15 protein-coding genes are annotated in these 17247 nt (G+C 45.9%); 10 read left to right on the top strand and 5 right to left on the bottom strand.

What is annotated here, in order from left to right; all coding sequences use genetic code 11:
• Positions 1-39: 39 nt before the first annotated feature.
• Positions 40-2733 carry a 4-alpha-glucanotransferase gene (locus HMPREF1212_RS23445; RefSeq protein ID WP_046151466.1) on the top strand — a complete coding sequence of 898 codons (2694 nt, stop codon included), beginning with the start codon at positions 40-42 and terminating at the stop codon, positions 2731-2733.
• Positions 2734-2838: 105 nt separating this feature from the next.
• Here the strand turns inward: HMPREF1212_RS23445 and HMPREF1212_RS23440 are convergent, their stop codons facing one another.
• Positions 2839-3201: a bactofilin family protein gene (locus tag HMPREF1212_RS23440; protein WP_198293306.1), complete on the bottom strand. Its 363-nt coding sequence runs from the start codon at positions 3199-3201 to the stop codon at positions 2839-2841.
• 94 nt (positions 3202-3295) lie between these two features.
• On the opposite strand from HMPREF1212_RS23440, the gene folB reads away from it, so the two are divergent.
• The 7 genes from folB to HMPREF1212_RS23405 all read left to right on the top strand — a co-directional run bounded on the left by folB (position 3296) and on the right by HMPREF1212_RS23405 (position 8747).
• On the top strand, positions 3296-3658 hold the full coding sequence (gene folB, locus HMPREF1212_RS23435) for a dihydroneopterin aldolase (RefSeq protein ID WP_046151382.1): 363 nt from the start codon (positions 3296-3298) through the stop codon (positions 3656-3658).
• A 54-nt stretch (positions 3659-3712) separates the two neighbouring features.
• Positions 3713-5149 (top strand): monomeric [FeFe] hydrogenase, encoded by a 1437-nt coding sequence (locus HMPREF1212_RS23430; protein WP_046151381.1) that lies wholly within the window; start codon positions 3713-3715, stop codon positions 5147-5149.
• Between the two features lie 6 nt (positions 5150-5155).
• Entirely contained in the window at positions 5156-6397 is a 1242-nt protein-coding gene (locus tag HMPREF1212_RS23425) for a PNGase F N-terminal domain-containing protein (RefSeq protein WP_046151380.1), read from the top strand.
• Positions 6398-6503: 106 nt separating this feature from the next.
• Entirely contained in the window at positions 6504-7148 is a 645-nt protein-coding gene (locus HMPREF1212_RS23420) for a MarC family protein (RefSeq protein WP_046151379.1), read from the top strand.
• Complete coding sequence (locus tag HMPREF1212_RS23415; RefSeq protein ID WP_046151465.1) at positions 7148-7837, top strand: HAD family hydrolase; 690 nt, start codon at positions 7148-7150, stop codon at positions 7835-7837. Before HMPREF1212_RS23420 ends, HMPREF1212_RS23415 begins: the two co-directional genes overlap by 1 nt.
• A 246-nt stretch (positions 7838-8083) precedes the next feature.
• Positions 8084-8326, top strand: a complete 243-nt coding sequence (locus HMPREF1212_RS23410; protein ID WP_028726958.1) for a hypothetical protein — start codon at positions 8084-8086, stop codon at positions 8324-8326.
• Positions 8327-8330: 4 nt separating this feature from the next.
• Positions 8331-8747, top strand: a complete 417-nt coding sequence (locus HMPREF1212_RS23405; RefSeq protein ID WP_028726959.1) for a type II toxin-antitoxin system VapC family toxin — start codon at positions 8331-8333, stop codon at positions 8745-8747.
• Here HMPREF1212_RS23405 and HMPREF1212_RS23400 read toward each other — a convergent pair.
• The 3 genes from HMPREF1212_RS23400 to mtaB are packed head-to-tail and all read right to left on the bottom strand — an operon-like array spanning position 8744 to position 11997.
• Positions 8744-9787: a glycosyltransferase family 2 protein gene (locus tag HMPREF1212_RS23400; protein ID WP_046151378.1), complete on the bottom strand. Its 1044-nt coding sequence runs from the start codon at positions 9785-9787 to the stop codon at positions 8744-8746. The genes HMPREF1212_RS23405 and HMPREF1212_RS23400 overlap by 4 nt on opposite strands.
• A complete protein-coding gene (locus tag HMPREF1212_RS23395; protein WP_028726961.1) occupies positions 9777-10667 on the bottom strand; it encodes a lysophospholipid acyltransferase family protein in 891 nt (296 codons plus the stop codon). Before HMPREF1212_RS23395 ends, HMPREF1212_RS23400 begins: the two co-directional genes overlap by 11 nt.
• Position 10668: 1 nt before the next feature.
• Complete coding sequence (gene mtaB / locus HMPREF1212_RS23390; RefSeq protein ID WP_046151377.1) at positions 10669-11997, bottom strand: tRNA (N(6)-L-threonylcarbamoyladenosine(37)-C(2))-methylthiotransferase MtaB; 1329 nt, start codon at positions 11995-11997, stop codon at positions 10669-10671.
• 519 nt (positions 11998-12516) lie between these two features.
• Between mtaB and HMPREF1212_RS23385 the strand changes: the two genes are divergently transcribed.
• A complete protein-coding gene (locus HMPREF1212_RS23385; RefSeq protein WP_046151376.1) occupies positions 12517-13680 on the top strand; it encodes a 6-bladed beta-propeller in 1164 nt (387 codons plus the stop codon).
• Between the two features lie 68 nt (positions 13681-13748).
• On the top strand, positions 13749-15413 hold the full coding sequence (locus tag HMPREF1212_RS23380; RefSeq protein WP_046151375.1) for an AMP-binding protein: 1665 nt from the start codon (positions 13749-13751) through the stop codon (positions 15411-15413).
• Between the two features lie 124 nt (positions 15414-15537).
• On the opposite strand, the gene HMPREF1212_RS23375 is transcribed toward HMPREF1212_RS23380, so the two are convergent.
• Positions 15538-17247 carry a RagB/SusD family nutrient uptake outer membrane protein gene (locus HMPREF1212_RS23375; protein ID WP_198293304.1) on the bottom strand — a complete coding sequence of 570 codons (1710 nt, stop codon included), beginning with the start codon at positions 17245-17247 and terminating at the stop codon, positions 15538-15540.

Below are 17247 nucleotides of genomic sequence, written 5' to 3'. Positions count from 1 at the left end.
TTTTTTATATCTTCGTGGCTGGAACTAAATTTGATACACATGAAAGTCACCTTTAATATAAACTTCCATACCGTTTGGGGGCAGAAGTTATGTGTAGTAGGATCTATTCCGGAGCTTGGCTCATGGGAGCCCGCTTTGGCTAAAGAAATGAACTACAAAGGGGATGGAAACTGGCAGCTTGAGCTGGATCTGGAACTTACATCGCCTCAACAGACTATAGAATATCGTTACTTTTTAAGTATAAATGACAAGCAGGTATTTGAAGAATGGGAGAAAAACCATCAGATAGTATTTGAAGGACATGCCAATCATTATACCTTGTATGACTACTGGCAGATACGTCCGGCTAATCTGGCTTTCTACTCTTCAGCTTTCACGAAAAGCCTGTTTGCTCATCCTTGTAACACCTATGAACGGGTGGTCAAAAGCGGGAAGAGGCTGACGATTAAGATATCGGCTCCCCGGGTGGAAAAGAATCAAAGCGTTGCCATCACCGGTAATCAGGAGTGTCTGGGAAACTGGCATCCTGACAAAGCGCTGATCCTCAGTTGCGACACCTTCCCTGACTGGCATATCGACCTGGATGCAAATGATATAGTCTATCCGTTGGAATACAAATTCCTGGTCTACGATAACGACAAACATCAGCCGTTATACTGGGAAGAAGACGAAAACAGAAAGCTCGAACTTCCCCCGCAGGATTTTGGAGAAACAGTTACCGTATCCGGACTCTATTTCCGCGACAACCTTCCTTTATGGAGATGTGCGGGAACCGTAATACCGGTGTTCTCTCTCCGCTCCGAGCAAGGGTTCGGGGTAGGTGATCTTGGCGATCTCCGTATGATGGTCGACTGGGCAAAGAAAACCCGCCAGCGTATCATACAGGTCTTGCCTATGAATGATACGACGATGAGCCATGCGAAAGGAGACTCTTATCCGTACAGTGCTATTTCTATTTATGCACTCCATCCGATGTATATCAGCCTGCCGTTGATGGGAGAACTGAAAGATGCGGGAAGGACTGCCTTTTACAAGGCAAAGCAGGAAGAGTTGAATGCGAAAGATGCTGTCGACTACGAGGAAGCGGTAAAATATAAACTGGCTTATTGCCGGGAATTTTTCAGTCAGGAAGGTTCCGCTATCCTGTCCAGTCCGGAATATCAGGAGTTCTTTGCTCAAAGCCAGTCCTGGTTAGTCCCTTATGCCGCTTACAGCTATCTTCGTGATAAACATAAAACATCCGACTTTACCTGTTGGGGAAATAATGCGACCTATAATAAATCGCAGATACGTGAACTATGTTCGGAAGACAACGGAGCTTATCCGGAAATATCTTTCTATTATTTCCTGCAGTATATCCTGCATACACAATTCAAGTCAGTATCCGACTATGCACGTAAGAATGGCATTGTCCTGAAAGGTGATCTCCCGATCGGTGTGAACCGCACCAGTATCGATGCCTGGACAGAACCGCAATACTTCAATATGAACGGTCAGGCAGGAGCTCCCCCCGACGATTTCTCGGTGAACGGTCAGAACTGGATGTTTCCGACCTACAACTGGGAGATTATGGAGAAAGATAATTACTCCTGGTGGAAGAGGCGTTTCCGCAAGATGAGCGATTACTTCGATAGTTTCCGTATCGACCACATCTTAGGCTTCTTCCGTATCTGGGAAGTGCCGCAGGACTATGTCCAGGGACTTTGCGGTCATTTCAATCCGGCGCTTCCCCTGACAAAAGAGGAGATAGAGCAATATGGTTTTACTTTCAATGAAGCCCGCTTTACGACTCCGCATATCAACCATAAATTCCTGCCGGAATTATTCGGTACCCTGTCGAAAGAAGTCGTAGGAACTTACCTGGCACAATCTTCTTCCAATCATTTTGTGCTGAAATCATTCTGTGATACGCAGCGGAAGATCGAAGCCTTGTTTGCCGGAAAGACCGATGAAGCCTCTCTGCAGATAAAGGAAGGACTGTTCTCTATTGCTAATGAGGTTTTATTCCTTCGTGACCCGCAGGAAAAGGATAAATTCCATCCCCGTATTTCGGCCAGCCAGTCCTATATGTACAGCGAACTGAGTACATCCGACAGATATGCGTTCGATCAATTATATTGGGAATTCTTCTATCATCGTCATAATGACTTCTGGAAAGCGCAGGCATTTAAACGTCTGACGCCTTTGGTGGCAAGTACCAATATGTTGGTATGCGGGGAAGACTTGGGAATGATCCCCGAATCAGTACCCGATGTAATGAATAAACTTCAGATACTCAGCCTGGAGATCGAGCGGATGCCGAAGACCCCCCAGCGGGAGTTTACGGATATGTTCAACCTGCCCTACCATTCGGTTTGTACGACATCGACACACGATATGACTCCGCTCCGCAATTGGTGGAAGGAAGACCGTGAGAAGATACAGCGCTATTATAATAATGTATTGTTGCGCGAGGGACAGGCACCGGAAGAATGTACGGAAGATATAGCTACCCAGATCGTCACGAATCATCTGGCTACCAATTCCATGCTGACCATTATTCCGATACAGGACTGGTTTGCTATCGATGATGCGGTAAAGAGAAAAGATATCGAGTCCGAACGGATCAACATCCCGGCTATCCCCAATCATTACTGGCGTTACCGGATGCATATACCTTTGGAAAGACTGTTGACGGAAGACCGGTTTAACGGGAAAGTGTCACAATTGATCCAGTCGTCAGGAAGAAAATAGGATGGGGATTGGCTTTAACCGGCACTATAGTCCTACCGGTATCAGCACAGTAGTATTGAGGTTCTTAACACAGTAGTGCTGATGCAGGTAGGACTATAGTCCTGTTTATTTCTTTGCTTCGGAACACATATTGCAAACCCCGTTGAAACGAGCGTTCGGCTCGATTTCCAGCGATTGTGCAAATACATCCCCTTTAATATTGGCAGTAGCTTTCAGTACCAGTTTTTCGCTGACACGTACGGAGCCTTCCACTTCTCCCAGCACCTCGGCATTGGCTGAAATAATATTACCGGTCACACGTCCTTTGGGGCCGATCACTATTTTCCCGTTGCAGTTGATATCTCCTTCTACCTGACCATCCAGTCTGAAATCGGTTTCTGTAATAATATTACCTTTAACGGTGGTTCCGGCGGCTAGGGTGTTATGTAGGCCACCGGCGGAATTTTCGTCTTTTTGTTTTATTCCCATCATATAAATACTTTGTTGCTTGTCTCGCAAATATAGGCTATTTTTTTTGCAGAGAGGACTTCTTTATCTACTTTTACAGATAAAATAACGTAAAATGACAGTACAAATAGAGCTGGAAACAATGAAATTCTATGCCTGGCATGGAGTATCCCCCCAGGAGACACGTGTCGGGAACACGTTTGTGGTGAACCTGATCCTGACTGCTCCCCTTGAAAACGCCGTTGCCAGCGATGATCTGGACGACACGGTCAATTACGCCGAAGTGTATGCAATTGTCAAGGAAGAAATGGCTATCCCGTCGAAGTTACTGGAGCATGCAGCCGGACGAATCCTGAATGCGCTCAAAAGAGCATTTCCCCAACTGCTGGCTATCAGGCTGAAGCTCTCCAAGCTGAATCCCCCTTTTGGCGGGGATGTTTACAGTGCCTCTGTAATTCTGGAAGAAACCTACAGCTAGTATTTGAATAACTTTGTCTATCTTTGCATTTTTAAAGCACAAATAATATACACCATGGCATTTACCAATAACGTAATGATCGTTCGCCACGGCTTGATGGCGAAGTTAGTGAAACTTTGGAAAGAGAACCGTCTGCTCGATGAGATCGACCGCTTGCCCATAGAACTCAGTCCCCGTAAATCGAAAGTAATAGGCCGTTGCTGCGTACATAAGGAGCGTGCCGTGTGGAAATACAAAACACTTCCTCTGCTGGGATTTGATATGCAGGACGAGATAGATGAGCTGACGCCGCTATCGGAGTACGCTAAACGGGCTTTGTTGCGTCCGGAGAACAAGAAAGAGAACCTGATGTGTGTGGTCGACGAAGCCTGTTCTTCCTGTGTACAGGTGAACTATGAGATCACCAACCTTTGCCGGGGTTGCGTGGCACGCAGCTGCTACATGAACTGTCCGAAAGATGCCATCCAGTTCAAGAAGAACGGGCAGGCACGGATCGACCATGATACCTGTATCAGCTGTGGTAAATGCCATCAGAACTGCCCTTACCATGCTATCGTCTATATTCCCATCCCTTGTGAAGAGGTGTGTCCGGTGAAAGCCATCAGCAAAGACGAGTACGGGGTGGAGCATATCGACGAGTCGAAATGTATCTACTGCGGTAAATGTATCAACGCCTGCCCGTTCGGAGCGATCTTCGAGATATCCCAGGTGTTCGATATCCTGCAACGCCTGCGTAACAAGGAACAGATGATCGCTATCGTGGCACCTTCTATCCTGGCACAGTTCAGTGCTCCGGTCGAAAAAGTATACGGTGCGATCAAGGCGATGGGATTTGAAGAGATCGTGGAAGTCGCCCAGGGAGCGATGGAAACTACCCGCCGTGAAGCAGAAGAACTGAAAGAAAAACTAGAGGAAGGACAACCATTCATGACAACCAGTTGTTGTCCCTCATACGTACAGCTGGCCGAAAAGCATATTCCGGATCTGAAGAAGTATATATCTTCCACAGGTTCTCCGATGTATTATACGGCACGCCTTGTCAAAGAGAAATATCCGGATTGCAAGGTCGTATTTATCGGCCCGTGCGTAGCCAAGCGCAAAGAGGTGAAAATGGATCCGGCTGTCGACTTTACGCTGACATTCGAGGAGATCGGTTCTATCCTGGAAGGACTCGATATCAAAGTGGAAGAGGCAAAACCATTCTCCATACTTTATAACTCCGTTCGCGAAGCACATGGTTTTGCCCAGAGCGGGGGAGTGATAAACGCCGTCAAGGTCTATCTGAAAGAGGCGGATGTAAACGCCGTACAGGTAGCCAACCTGACAAAAAAGAACGTCGCCCTGCTTCGTGCCTATGCCAAGACTGGCAAAGCGCCGGCACAGTTTATCGAAGTAATGGCCTGTGAGGGTGGTTGTGTGACCGGCCCTTGTACCCATACGGATAAGGTAACCGGACAGAAGCAGCTGGTAAAAGAACTTACTAAATACTAAACGACAATGACAAAGAAAATCTTATTCTCCTTTTCACTGGCGGGTGCTCTGCTGCTGACTGCATGTGGCCACCGGGAATTGCCGGCAATGGGAGATTACTCCGTGCAGGTATTCCATGATACGCCGGTGAAGTTTGCTCCCGATCAATACGAAGGGTATAACGAGGCAGGTGCAGACAGTATCTATCACCTGGTGAACGGGCGTATCATTCTGAAGAAGGTAACCTTGCCCGATTACAAACGCAACGTTTCCGTGAACCTGAAAGTGACGATCGCTTCCAACGGCGACCGCTGGGATAAATCAGGTTCCTGTTTCATCCTGCCGAAAGCGTCGGCGATCAACCTGCTGAATATCGCGAAAGGGGAGAAGCAATTCCCTGCTGTAGACAGTACGAAACTGGAAAATATGATCGGTATCGTTTCCGGTGAAGATTACGAGCCGACAGTCGAACTGATGCGTTTCATGACACCGTTCGGTGTAGGTCATTACAGCAGTGAGGACGATAGCCTGAGCCGCAAACGTAAGCCGGTCTATATCGACCAGTGGGCTGACAGCGTGAGTTGGGAGCAGAACATCACCGACCTTTATCCTTTGCTGGAAGGCAGTGCTTATGTGGGTATCTTTATCGACACATGGACTCCCGAAGGCTATATCGCCAGCGTGACGATCGATGTGGACGAGTCGGATATCTCTTGCGACGCATTGACAAAGAGACATGTCGAGCCGTTGATGAACACTGTTTACTACATCGGACAATCCTATCCCGATATCTTTGCCCGCAAAGACGTATCCACCGATTTCGTGATACCGGAAGGTGCGAAGAATGTACGCTTGAAATATATCGTAACCGGACATGGCGGGCATAATGGTGGTGATGAGTTCGTCCAGAAGCAAAATATTATCTCGGTGGATGGGAAAGAAGTGTTGGACTTTATCCCCTGGCGTAACGACTGTGCCTCTTTCCGCCGTTTCAACCCTGCTACGGGTGTGTGGCTGGAGAAACGTCTGGCTTCTTATATCGGTGAAAAAGGATATACGGAAAAAGAGGTGGAAGAACCTGTTGCTTCGTCCGACTTCTCCCGTTCCAACTGGTGTCCGGGTTCCGATGTCGTTCCCGAAGAGGTCGAACTGACCGATATCCAACCGGGTGAACATACGCTGACAGTCAGTATCCCCGAAGCCCAGGAAGTAGACGGTAATAAGCTGAACCATTGGTTGGTTTCCGCCTATCTGGTTTGGGATGAATGATTATGGTAGGGGCGGGGTCTGCCCGCCCTTTGCAACAATAATGTGACAATCCGGTGAGGGCGGGCCAACCCCGCCTCTACTATCAACCTGTTAAATCATTATTATTATGGATACATTATTACCTTTCGCCCTTTTGTGCTTCACCTCCTTTTTCACGTTGACAAACCCGTTAGGCACCATGCCCGTGTTCCTGACAATGACCAACGGCATGAGTGACGACGAACGCAAAACCATCGTACGTCGTGCCACTATCGTCTCTTTTATCACCTTGATGGTTTTTACCTTCTCCGGACAATTCCTGTTTAAATTCTTCGGTATTTCTACGAACGGTTTCCGTATTGCCGGAGGTATTATTATCTTTACCATTGGATTTGACATGCTTCAGGCACGTTATTCCAAGGCAAAACTCAAAGACGATGAGGTGAAAACCTATGTGAACGATATCTCCATCACCCCGCTAGCCATCCCGATGCTTTGCGGCCCCGGTGCAATCGCCAACGGTATCATGCTGATGGAAGATGCGAATACGCTGATAAAGAAGATACTGCTGGTAAGCGTGATCGCTTCCGTCTACTTCTTCACCTTCCTGATCCTTCGGGCATCCACCCGGCTGAACAAGTATATGGGGGAGACGGGTAACAACGTGATGATGCGTCTGATGGGGCTTATCCTGATGGTTATTGCCGTGGAATGCTTTGTAAGCGGTTTCAAGCCGATAATGGTCGATATATTGCAACAAGCTAACTTATGATAGAAGGAATACAGGTGATCGGCTTTGATGCCGACGATACACTTTGGATAAACGAAACTTATTTTCTGGAGACGGAGCAGAAGCTCCGTCTTTTGCTTGCCCCTTATGTAGACAGCGAAACTGTCTCGGCCGAACTTTTCCGTACGGAAAGCCGTAACATGCCTCTATACGGCTATGGCGTGAAAGCCTATATCCTTTCTGTGATTGAAACGGCCATCCGCATCACCGACGGTAAAGTACCCGCCGGTATACTCGAACAGATCCTTATGCTCGGAAAAGAACAACTCACCAAACCTGTGGAGTTATTGGACGGGGTAGAAGACACCCTGAACGCCCTCGTTGGCCGCTACCGCCTGATCGTTGTAACCAAAGGCGACCTGCTCGACCAGGAGCAGAAACTACGCCGTTCCGGTATCGAACATCTGTTCCATCACGTCGAGATCATGAGCGATAAGACCGACCGCGAATACCGCGCCCTGCTCAACCACCTCGATATCCGCCCTGAAGAGTTCCTGATGATAGGCAACTCTGTACGTTCCGATATTATTCCCCCGCTGGCATTAGGGAGTTATGCCATCCATGTGCCTTATCAAACTACCTGGGCACACGAATTAGTAGATGAACCGGTCGTAAGCCCGCGTTTTTATTCCGTAGACTCTTTGTGGGATGTAATTTCACTACTGCCTTAAAATATGGGGAGAAAATATTTTATGGCTCTGACCGAAGAATTACCGATTTACCGTGTGTCATATCGCCTATCATAAGTAAACCTGCCTGTCCCAGCCTTTGCCGCAGAACAGGCGAGTATAAGTTAAAACCTCCGCTCTTTTGCCACTTTTGGATTTATTGGCTACCTTTGTCTCTTCCGATACTTGTCGGGTAAGAAATTAAAGAGAAATGCATATTTGCTAAAAAATAGAAAGGAGAACAGTTATATGGATACTGCAATTAATAACACAAATAATTATTGGAGTGTGCTGAAAGATTTGAGCAAAGAGGCAAAACTTGATTTGATAGCTCGCTTAAGTAATTCTCTGCTTCATAAAGACAAGGAAAAAGTTGTTTCTGCTGATAGCTTTTATGGTGTATGGAAAGATGGTGATTCGGATGATGCCGATTTGCTGAATGAGACTATTAAATCGTCACGGAAGTTTAAGGATGATATAAAAGCATTCTGAAGTTATGAAGAAGTATTTACTTGATACAAATATTTGTATATTTCTTTTACGGGGAAAATACAATGTTAATAAGAAAATAGATACAGTAGGATTGGATAATTGTTATATATCCGAGATAACAGTTGCGGAGTTGAAGTATGGTGCCGAATTAGGACGTAGACAAGGACTACATCATCGGCAGCAGAGTTTGGACGAGTTTATATCTTCTATTCATGTTTTACCAATAACGGGTACTCTTAATTTGTTCGCATCTGAAAAGGTTCGGTTACGTTTGGCCGGTACTCCGGCAGAAGACAACTTTGATTTGTTGATAGGCTGTACTGCTATAGCTCATAAAATGATAATGGTAACAGAAAATTTGAAAGACTTTCAAAATCTATCCGGTATTCGTCTTGAAAACTGGATAATTAGGAATGGTTAAGTTTTACGATTATTAATATCTGCAAACTTCTTCTTCCCTTTTAAATAAAAACCAATAATTAAGCTATCATTTATCAACTCCGGAATAGTGCCGAGCGTCGTCTTAGCTAGATTCTCCCGGCGTTTCTCTGCATATTCAGGTTTCATATCGAAGAAAGCTTTTCTTGCTTCGTATACTGCTTTGGCATTCTGAACGTGGCCGCACAGCAGGAACTTTGTTGCAGCAATATAGTCGAGCCAGAAGCGGGCACGCATCACATGCTTTAAGTCTTTTTCCGGTAGATTCTTATAAAGCATCAACAGGTTATTACGGAAGTTGAGGAAGGTCTTGCGCGGGCTTTCTACCTGCAAAGTGGCACCGCCAACGTGGTAAACGACCGACTGGGGCGTACATACCAGGCGATACCCCCGCGAACGCAGCCGCCAGCACATATCGATCTCTTCCTGGTGGGCGAAGAAGCCGGCATCGAGTCCGCCAACTTCCTTGTAGATAGTGGTACGGATAAACAGGCAGGCTCCGGTAGCCCAGAGGATATCTGCAGGTGTGTCGTACTGGCCTTCGTCTTTTTCTACAACATGCAACAGGCGTCCCCGGCAATAAGGGTATCCGTAGATATCCATATAGCCGCCGGCAGCTCCGGCATATTCGAAATAATCCTTGTTACGCTGTGCCCTGATCTTGGGTTGGGCGGCAACGATGGTAGAGTCGGCTTCCATAGCCGCCAGCGGGGCGTCGAGCCATCCCGGAGTTACTTCGACATCACTGTTCAGCAGGACGGTGTATTCGTTGTTGATCTGCTTCAATGCCTGATTATATCCTTCGGCAAATCCGTAGTTCTTGTCCAGTTGGATGATCCGTACGGAAGGAAATTTCTCTTTCAGCATATCGACGGACGCATCGGTAGAACCGTTGTCGGCAACGATTACTTCTGCCAGCTCGGCCGGGCTATAATCCATTACCGACGGCAGGAATTCTTCCATCAGCTTCGCTCCATTCCAGTTGAGGATGACGACGGCGACTTTTTTAGTATTACTCTGCATCTTCACGTTTGTATTTCCAGCGTTTATGTGTCCAGAGCCAGTAGGCCGGGTTGCGAAGGATCATCTTTTCAGTCATACGGGCGTATGATTCGGTGATCTCGTTTTCGGCAGTCTCTTTAGCGTGGGCGGTCATCAGCTTGAATTCGACTGTATAATAACCTCGTTTCACCTTCTGGACATCCAGGAAGATAACCGGGAGATCCAGCTTACGGGCGATGCGTTCGGCACCGTTCAGTATGGCGGTGTCCTGGTTGAGGAAAGTTGTCCAGTAATGCAAGTTGGCCTTGCTCGGTGTCTGGTCGGCTATGAAGATAACGATGTTCTTGCTGTTTTCACGTTTCAGCGTCATCATGTCGCGAACCGTGTCGTTCTTCTTCATCCCATACGAACCGAAGCGGGTACGCAGGTAGATGAACAGGCGGTCGACTGCCTTATTGTTCAACGGGCGGTAGATCTGCCATAAACGGGAGTCGGTGAACACCAGGCTGGAGGCGCTGAACCATTCCCAGTTGCCGTAGTGCCCCATCAGCATCATGACCGTATTCTGTCCTTCAGCCTGCAAGCGGGTAGCCACTTCCGGGTTCTTGATGTGGGCACGGCGCAATACCTCTTCGGGGGAGATATGTGCCAGTTTGATGGTTTCGACAATGTAGTCGGCGAAATGATGATAGAAGGCCTTCTCCAACCGGCGCAGCTCTATTTCTGATTTGTCGGGGAAAGAGGCTTCCATATTACGGCGTACGACCCGTAACCTGTAACGGATCACTCTGTATATAAGTACGTACAGGATATCAGACAGCACATAAAGCACCGGCATCGGTAAGAATGCATGGAGCTTGGCCCATGCAAAGATCAATCCATATTGAATTTTATTCCACATATCAACCGATAGTTACTAGTTCGCAATTCAGTGCGGTACGGTCTTCATTCCATCCGGTCAGCGTCACCCGGCGGGTTTCGTTAACCAGTGAATTGTCGTAAGGTATCTCTACTTTAATATAGTTCTCAGTAAAGCCGTGCATCCGGCCGTCTTTGCGGGTATGCTCGAACAGGACTTCCGCCTGGCTACCGATATGGGCGTCATAAAAGGCATGTAGTTTCCTGTCGGAGATATCCAACAGTTGCTGACTACGGGCATGTTTCACTTTCGGGTCTACCGAATGGGCGATCTTCAGCGCCTGTGTGCCGGGACGTTCGGAATAGCTGAACACATGCAACTGGCTTATATCCAGGCTGTCGATAAAGGTACGGGCATCTTCGAAGAACTCGTCTGTCTCGCCACGGGTACCGACAATCACATCCACGCCGATAAAGGCATGCGGCATGATCTCTTTGATCTTTTCTATCTTATGACGGAACAGTTCGGTATCGTAACGGCGGCGCATCAGTTTCAGTACGTCGTCGCTTCCGCTTTGTAGAGGGATATGGAAATGCGGGGCGAAACGTTTGCTGGAAGCTACGAAGTCGATGGCCTCGTCCGTAATCAGGTTGGGCTCGATGGAAGAGATACGGTAGCGTACGATACCTTCCACCTCGTCGAGGGCGCGGATCAGGTCGATGAATGTTTCACCGGTAGACTTGCCGAAGTCGCCGATATTGACTCCCGTCAACACGATCTCTTTTCCGCTTTTGCGGGCTACTTCCCGGGCCTGCTCCACCATGCTGGCGATAGTACCGTTGCGGCTTCGTCCGCGGGCAAAAGGTATGGTACAGTAGGAGCAGTAGTAGTCGCATCCGTCCTGTACTTTCAGAAAATGACGGGTACGGTCGTCTGCCGAGCAGGAAGGAGAGAAGCTACGGATATCTTTACTTTCGGAAGCGATGATGGCGCCATCACTTTCTTTCTTTTTCAGGTCGTCCAGATACATTAATATATCCAGCTTTTGTTCGGCGCCCAATACCAGGTCGACCCCTTCGATATGGGCTACTTCTTCGGGCTTGAGCTGGGCATAGCAACCGGTCACTACCATAAAGGCTCCGGGATGCTGCTTGCTGATCCGGCGGATGGCCTGGCGGCATTTCTTATCGGCCAGTTCCGTTACCGAGCAGGTATTTACAACACAAATATCTGCTTTCTCACCCGCACGGGCTTTGCGTACGCCCTGTTCTGCCAGTACCTTCCCGATGGTAGAGGTTTCTGCGAAATTGAGCTTACAGCCCAGGGTATAATAAGCAGCTATCTTATTTTCAAATACGGTTTTGTCTATCATTGCGATTGAATTATCGCGCAAATGTAGCGAAAATTATTGACATGTATGTTGTAGACGCTTTATGTGGGTTCAGTGCATGCCATTTAGATAACTAATAGCCAAGGAATGTTTTTTCCCTATCATAAACTCCCCACATTTTTCACTTGCGTGGGGAACTTTCCCCACTACAATGGGGAATAATACCCATTATAATGGGGGAAAATACCCACTGTAATGGGGAAATACCTACTATAAGGAAGTTAAAACCAGGCTTCGCGATTAAATATAGAAAATAGTGAGGCTGAAATAGTGCGGAACCCTGACAAGGGTTTGAAGGCTCATCTCTGGCAAAAAACGAATCAGATTATAAATTCAAAACAATTTCTTAATAATAGGGGAATAGACCAATAAAGATTGTTAATAGTTGAGGGCGTAATGTCTATTTAGTTGTTTGTTTTTCTTATAGTACGTATATTTCGTACGAATTATTCGTATTTCAGTATGCGTTTGTAATAATGTATTCACAACAAACAAGAAGTCATGAAAAAATTAAATGCAAATCTGGCAATCATCCTTCTTACAATAGTAGGATGCACGGGATGCAATCAGTCCGGTTCCCAAACAGACGAGATTATCACAGTCGATGTCACCGCTAGCTACCCTGAAAAAGAACTGATCCTTCAGGACTTTATGGATGTAGAATACATTCCGCTGGAAACTTCCGACGAGTTTATTACCCACGGTATAGTGGAAGCGGTCGGTAAGCATGTCCTATTGATAAGAAACCGGAATGACGGGAATATCTTTGTTTTTGACCGGACAGGGAAAGGGATAAGAAAGATAAACCGTCTGGGACAAGGTGCTGAGGAATATTCATCGGTTTCAAGGATTATCCTTGATGAGGATAACAACGAAATCTATATCAAAGACCATTCTCCCAGAAAAATACTGGTGTATGACTTGTCCGGTAATTTTAAGAGAAGTTTCAAATTTGCAGATACCGGTTATTATGATGACATTTTCAATTATGACCGGGATCATTTGATTTGCTATAAGAAATATTATACCCCGAAAGAAGACGAACAAGCCTGTCATTTGATTATCTCCAAGCAGGATGGAAGTGTCACCCATGAAATTCGTATTCCTTTTAAAGAATATGAAACACCGGTCATAACAAAGGATGAGTTGACTATTATGCCTGCATACTTCCTGACATCTCCCAGTCGTGGCAACTGGGCACTTGTAAATACGTCGTCCGATACGATATATAATTATTCGCCGGATAATAACCTGACTCCCTTTATTGTAAGAACTCCTTCTATACACGCTATGGAGACTAAGGTATTTCTGTTCCCGACTGTTATTACCGACCGTTATTGTTTCATGCGCGCTATGAAAAAGGAAGTAAACTTTACAACGTTCAAAGGATTCCCCAATACCGACTTGATGTATGACAAGCAGGAAAATGCTATTTTCCAATATACCGTCTACAATGATGATTATTCAAAAAAGAAACAAGTCTCATTAGGACAGGAAATAGAAGGAACCGTGGATCAGAAGATAGCTACCTGTTATTCTTTAGATGCCCCGGAGCTTGTTGAAGCCTACGAAAAGGGAGAGTTGAAAGGCAAGCTGAAAGAAATTGCGGCTGAGTTGGATGAAGAATCGAATCCGGTGGTCATGTTGGTGAAGTATAAGGGTTAAACTCAGTCTATCTGTTGTGTATCTGCCGGAGAGTCTTTATTTTTGCACAAAATATAAGCATTTGTGCTATGATACAAGAAAACTTCATTAAGATATACGAGAACAGTTTCAAAGAGAACTGGTCATTACCTGCTCTGACCGACTATAGTAAGAACGTTACTTTTACATTTGAAGATGTGGCGAAGGAAATTGCCCGCATCCATATTCTGTTTGAGGAATGTCAGATCCGCCGGGGCGACAAGATTGCCCTGATCGGGAAAGACAGTGCCCGTTGGTGCATTGTCTATATGGCGGCTGTTACGTATGGAGCGATTATTGTGCCTATCCTGCAGGACTTCAATCCGAATGATGTACATCATATAATCAACCATTCCGAGTCGGTATTCCTTTTTGTCAGCGACCGTATCTGGGATTCACTGGAAGAAGATAAGATCGAGGAGATACGCGGTGTGTTTTCCCTTTCCGATTTCCGTTGCCTGCATCAGCGTGACGGCGAGAGTATCCAGAAGCTGATGAAGTCGATGGATGAAAAAATGGCGGAGAAGTATCCGAAAGGATTTTCCAAAGAGGATATCAAATATGCCGAGCTGGATAATGACAAGGTGGTATTGCTGAACTATACTTCCGGGACTACCGGTTTCAGTAAAGGCGTCATGCTGACCGGTAATAACCTGGCAGGGAATGTGACGTATGCCATGACACTCGACCTGATGTATCGCGGCGACCGCGAATTATGTTTCCTTCCGTTGGCTCATGCTTATAGCTGTGCTTTCAACTTCCTTGTGCCGATGGCTGTGGGAGCCCATGTATATATGTTGGGTAAAGTTCCTTCCCCGAAGATCCTGTTGAAAGCATTTGAAGAGGTGAAGCCGAACCTGATCCTGACTGTCCCGTTGATCCTTGAAAAGATCTATAAGAAAATGATCCTTCCCCAGCTGAGCAAGACGACGATGAAGCTGGCCTTGAATATACCTTTGCTGGACTCACGTATCTATGCGCAGATACGCAAACATCTCGTGGATGCTATGGGCAGCCGTTTCCGTGAAGTGATTGTCGGTGGTGCCGCCATGAACCAGGAGGTAACGGATTTCCTTTATAAGATCAAGTTCCCTTTTACGATCGGTTACGGAATGACAGAGTGCGGCCCGCTGATCAGCTACGATCATAACGATGAATACGTTCCGGGTTCTTGTGGACAGGTGCTGAAAGGAATAATGGAAGTCCGCATCGATTCTGACGATCCATATAATAAGGTAGGGGAGATCCAGGTTCGCGGAGAGAATGTGATGAAAGGATATTATAAGAATGAAGAGGCAACGAAGAATGCCTTTACCGAAGACGGCTGGCTCCATACCGGCGACCTGGGTACGATCGATCATGATAACCGTATCTTTATCCGTGGCCGTAGCAAGACGATGATCCTGGGTGCAAGCGGACAGAATATCTATCCGGAAGAGATCGAGTCGAAGATAAACAACCTGCCTTTTGTGATGGAAAGTATCGTTATCGAGAAAAACGGCAAACTGGTGGCTTTGGTCTATCCCGATTATGACACTGTGGACGGTACCGGGATCTCGCATACCGACCTTCCGGTCATTATGGAGCAGAACCGGACTGAACTGAATAAACAGTTGGCTTCGTATGAATTTGTTTCGGAAATACAATTGTATCCTACAGAGTTTGAGAAAACACCGAAGAAGAGCATAAAGAGGTATTTATACAGTAATTACTGATAAATATTCAGGATAATCATACCAAACATATTCGTTTGGATTTATAGAAAAGAGAGTATGCTTAAAAAAACTTTTTGATATAGCATTTTAAGATACTCTCTTTTTATGTATTTACCTCTCTGTATTATCTGGGATTAGGCACGACACCGGGATTAATCAGTGTCTCGTCTCCGGATATCTGATGTGGTATTCGTAAGTCGGTTGGCTGGATAATCTCCCAGGGATGTGTACCAGCGTAACGACGATCCATCGGTTTATTATTGCGGAAAAGATCTTTCCAGCGGAAACCCTCATATGCTAGTTCAAGGCGACGTTCGTCAAGGACAACATCCAATATATCCGTATATCCCCGGGCTGTCATATTACTGGTTGTCATTAACTGCTCTCCGGAAAGACCGGCACGGCTACGAATAACATTCACGTCAGCTAATGCTGCTGTGGAATTGTTTAATTTTGCATAAGCTTCTGCTCGGTTTAAGATTATCTCTCCCCATCTGATCATCGGATAAGAACATAACATGGCATCCCCATCCTGATATGAGAACTTCGTGTTGAATATTTTTCTGTAACTCATACGATTATTGGTTGCAGGGGTAATTGTTACGTTAATCTTATTCCCATTGTATGTGAAGAAGTATTTGGGATAAGTATTTATTATTTCTTCCTTAATATATATTTTAGCACTAGTGTTAGTGAAATAATCATCAGGGACAGGATTGTTTAATCCGGGATTATTACTGAAGATAATATATTTCCCCCCGGCATCTTCTGCTAGATAACGATATTGAGATCCGTAATACCAACTGGTGGGATTAGGAACCGGCCAATTAGCCATCCATTTGACATTTTCACCATTGAAAGTAACTCCAGGAGTAGGGATCGGCTGGAATAGATGGAAGTCTTTCCAACGTATATCATCGTCTGCATATCGGTTGAATAATTCGTACATAGGATCGGACGGATAAATCTCACCCCAACCAGCACCACTTGCCGGATCATTGAGATACATGGAGGCAACAGAACTATTCCCTTGAGTTTCGTTTGCAAGGTATCCAATGCACCAGAGTGTTTCCCGTGAGGTCTGTGTCCGTGTGAAGTAAGTGGCAAGATCAGGATCGAGAACGTCTTCCGGAGTTTTACCATTTAACATTTCATTTACGATATTTACAACATCTTGATTTCGGCCCATATAGAGGTATAATCTGGATAAAAGACCTTGGGCAGAACCTTTCCATGCGTAACTAGCATTGTCTGAACGACGATAATTACCCATTAGTTGAATTGCCTTATTAAGATCTTTTTCGATTTGGGCATAAACTTCTCCAATAGATGCCCTTGTTATTTCACCGGTTGTAGGTTCTTCCGTACGAAGTACGACTGCGGGATTGTCTGCGCCCTGGGAATATGGACGAGCAAACAGGTCGCAAAGATTCATATATACTAGGGCACGTAGAAAATAGTTTTCTCCAAGAATATGATCATTTTTTTCGGACAGTCCTTCAGTTCCTATTCTAATATTTGTATTTAAAATATTCAGTATAGAATAAGAAGAGTACCACATATAACGACATGTCGCTTCAGTATTCTGATCCGTATATTCATATGATTTCATAAAAGGGTCGGTGGTAACTCCGGCAATAAAAACGTTGTCACCCCGGAATTCGTTCATTTGAAACCAATTTCTTGCATAAACGTCTCTGCTGGATGAACCGCCGGCCATTCCCGAACGATTTGTTTTGAACCATCTGTAAGCTCCTATAGTAGCATATTCGATACCTGTTGGATCATTGGCCAATTGGTCTGAAGTCATAGTTGACTCAGGAGTCAAATCCAT

It is taken from the genome of Parabacteroides sp. HGS0025 (assembly GCF_000969845.1).
Taxonomy (GTDB): Bacteria; Bacteroidota; Bacteroidia; order Bacteroidales; family Tannerellaceae; genus Parabacteroides; species Parabacteroides gordonii.
This window is presented reverse-complemented; position numbering and strand designations above follow the sequence as displayed.

Bases quoted from the DNA above. Each gene is read 5' to 3' on its own strand.
- HMPREF1212_RS23445 (WP_046151466.1), top strand. From the start codon at position 40: ATGAAAGTCACCTTTAATATAAACTTCCATACCGTTTGGGGGCAGAAG.
- HMPREF1212_RS23440 (WP_198293306.1), bottom strand. From the start codon at position 3,201: ATGGGAATAAAACAAAAAGACGAAAATTCCGCCGGTGGCCTACATAAC.
- folB (WP_046151382.1), top strand. From the start codon at position 3,296: ATGACAGTACAAATAGAGCTGGAAACAATGAAATTCTATGCCTGGCAT.
- HMPREF1212_RS23430 (WP_046151381.1), top strand. From the start codon at position 3,713: ATGGCATTTACCAATAACGTAATGATCGTTCGCCACGGCTTGATGGCG.
- HMPREF1212_RS23425 (WP_046151380.1), top strand. From the start codon at position 5,156: ATGACAAAGAAAATCTTATTCTCCTTTTCACTGGCGGGTGCTCTGCTG.
- HMPREF1212_RS23420 (WP_046151379.1), top strand. From the start codon at position 6,504: ATGGATACATTATTACCTTTCGCCCTTTTGTGCTTCACCTCCTTTTTC.
- HMPREF1212_RS23410 (WP_028726958.1), top strand. From the start codon at position 8,084: ATGGATACTGCAATTAATAACACAAATAATTATTGGAGTGTGCTGAAA.
- HMPREF1212_RS23405 (WP_028726959.1), top strand. From the start codon at position 8,331: ATGAAGAAGTATTTACTTGATACAAATATTTGTATATTTCTTTTACGG.
- HMPREF1212_RS23400 (WP_046151378.1), bottom strand. From the start codon at position 9,787: ATGCAGAGTAATACTAAAAAAGTCGCCGTCGTCATCCTCAACTGGAAT.
- HMPREF1212_RS23395 (WP_028726961.1), bottom strand. From the start codon at position 10,667: ATGTGGAATAAAATTCAATATGGATTGATCTTTGCATGGGCCAAGCTC.
- mtaB (WP_046151377.1), bottom strand. From the start codon at position 11,997: ATGATAGACAAAACCGTATTTGAAAATAAGATAGCTGCTTATTATACC.
- HMPREF1212_RS23385 (WP_046151376.1), top strand. From the start codon at position 12,517: ATGAAAAAATTAAATGCAAATCTGGCAATCATCCTTCTTACAATAGTA.
- HMPREF1212_RS23380 (WP_046151375.1), top strand. From the start codon at position 13,749: ATGATACAAGAAAACTTCATTAAGATATACGAGAACAGTTTCAAAGAG.
- HMPREF1212_RS23375 (WP_198293304.1), bottom strand. From the start codon at position 17,247: ATGGATTTGACTCCTGAGTCAACTATGACTTCAGACCAATTGGCCAAT.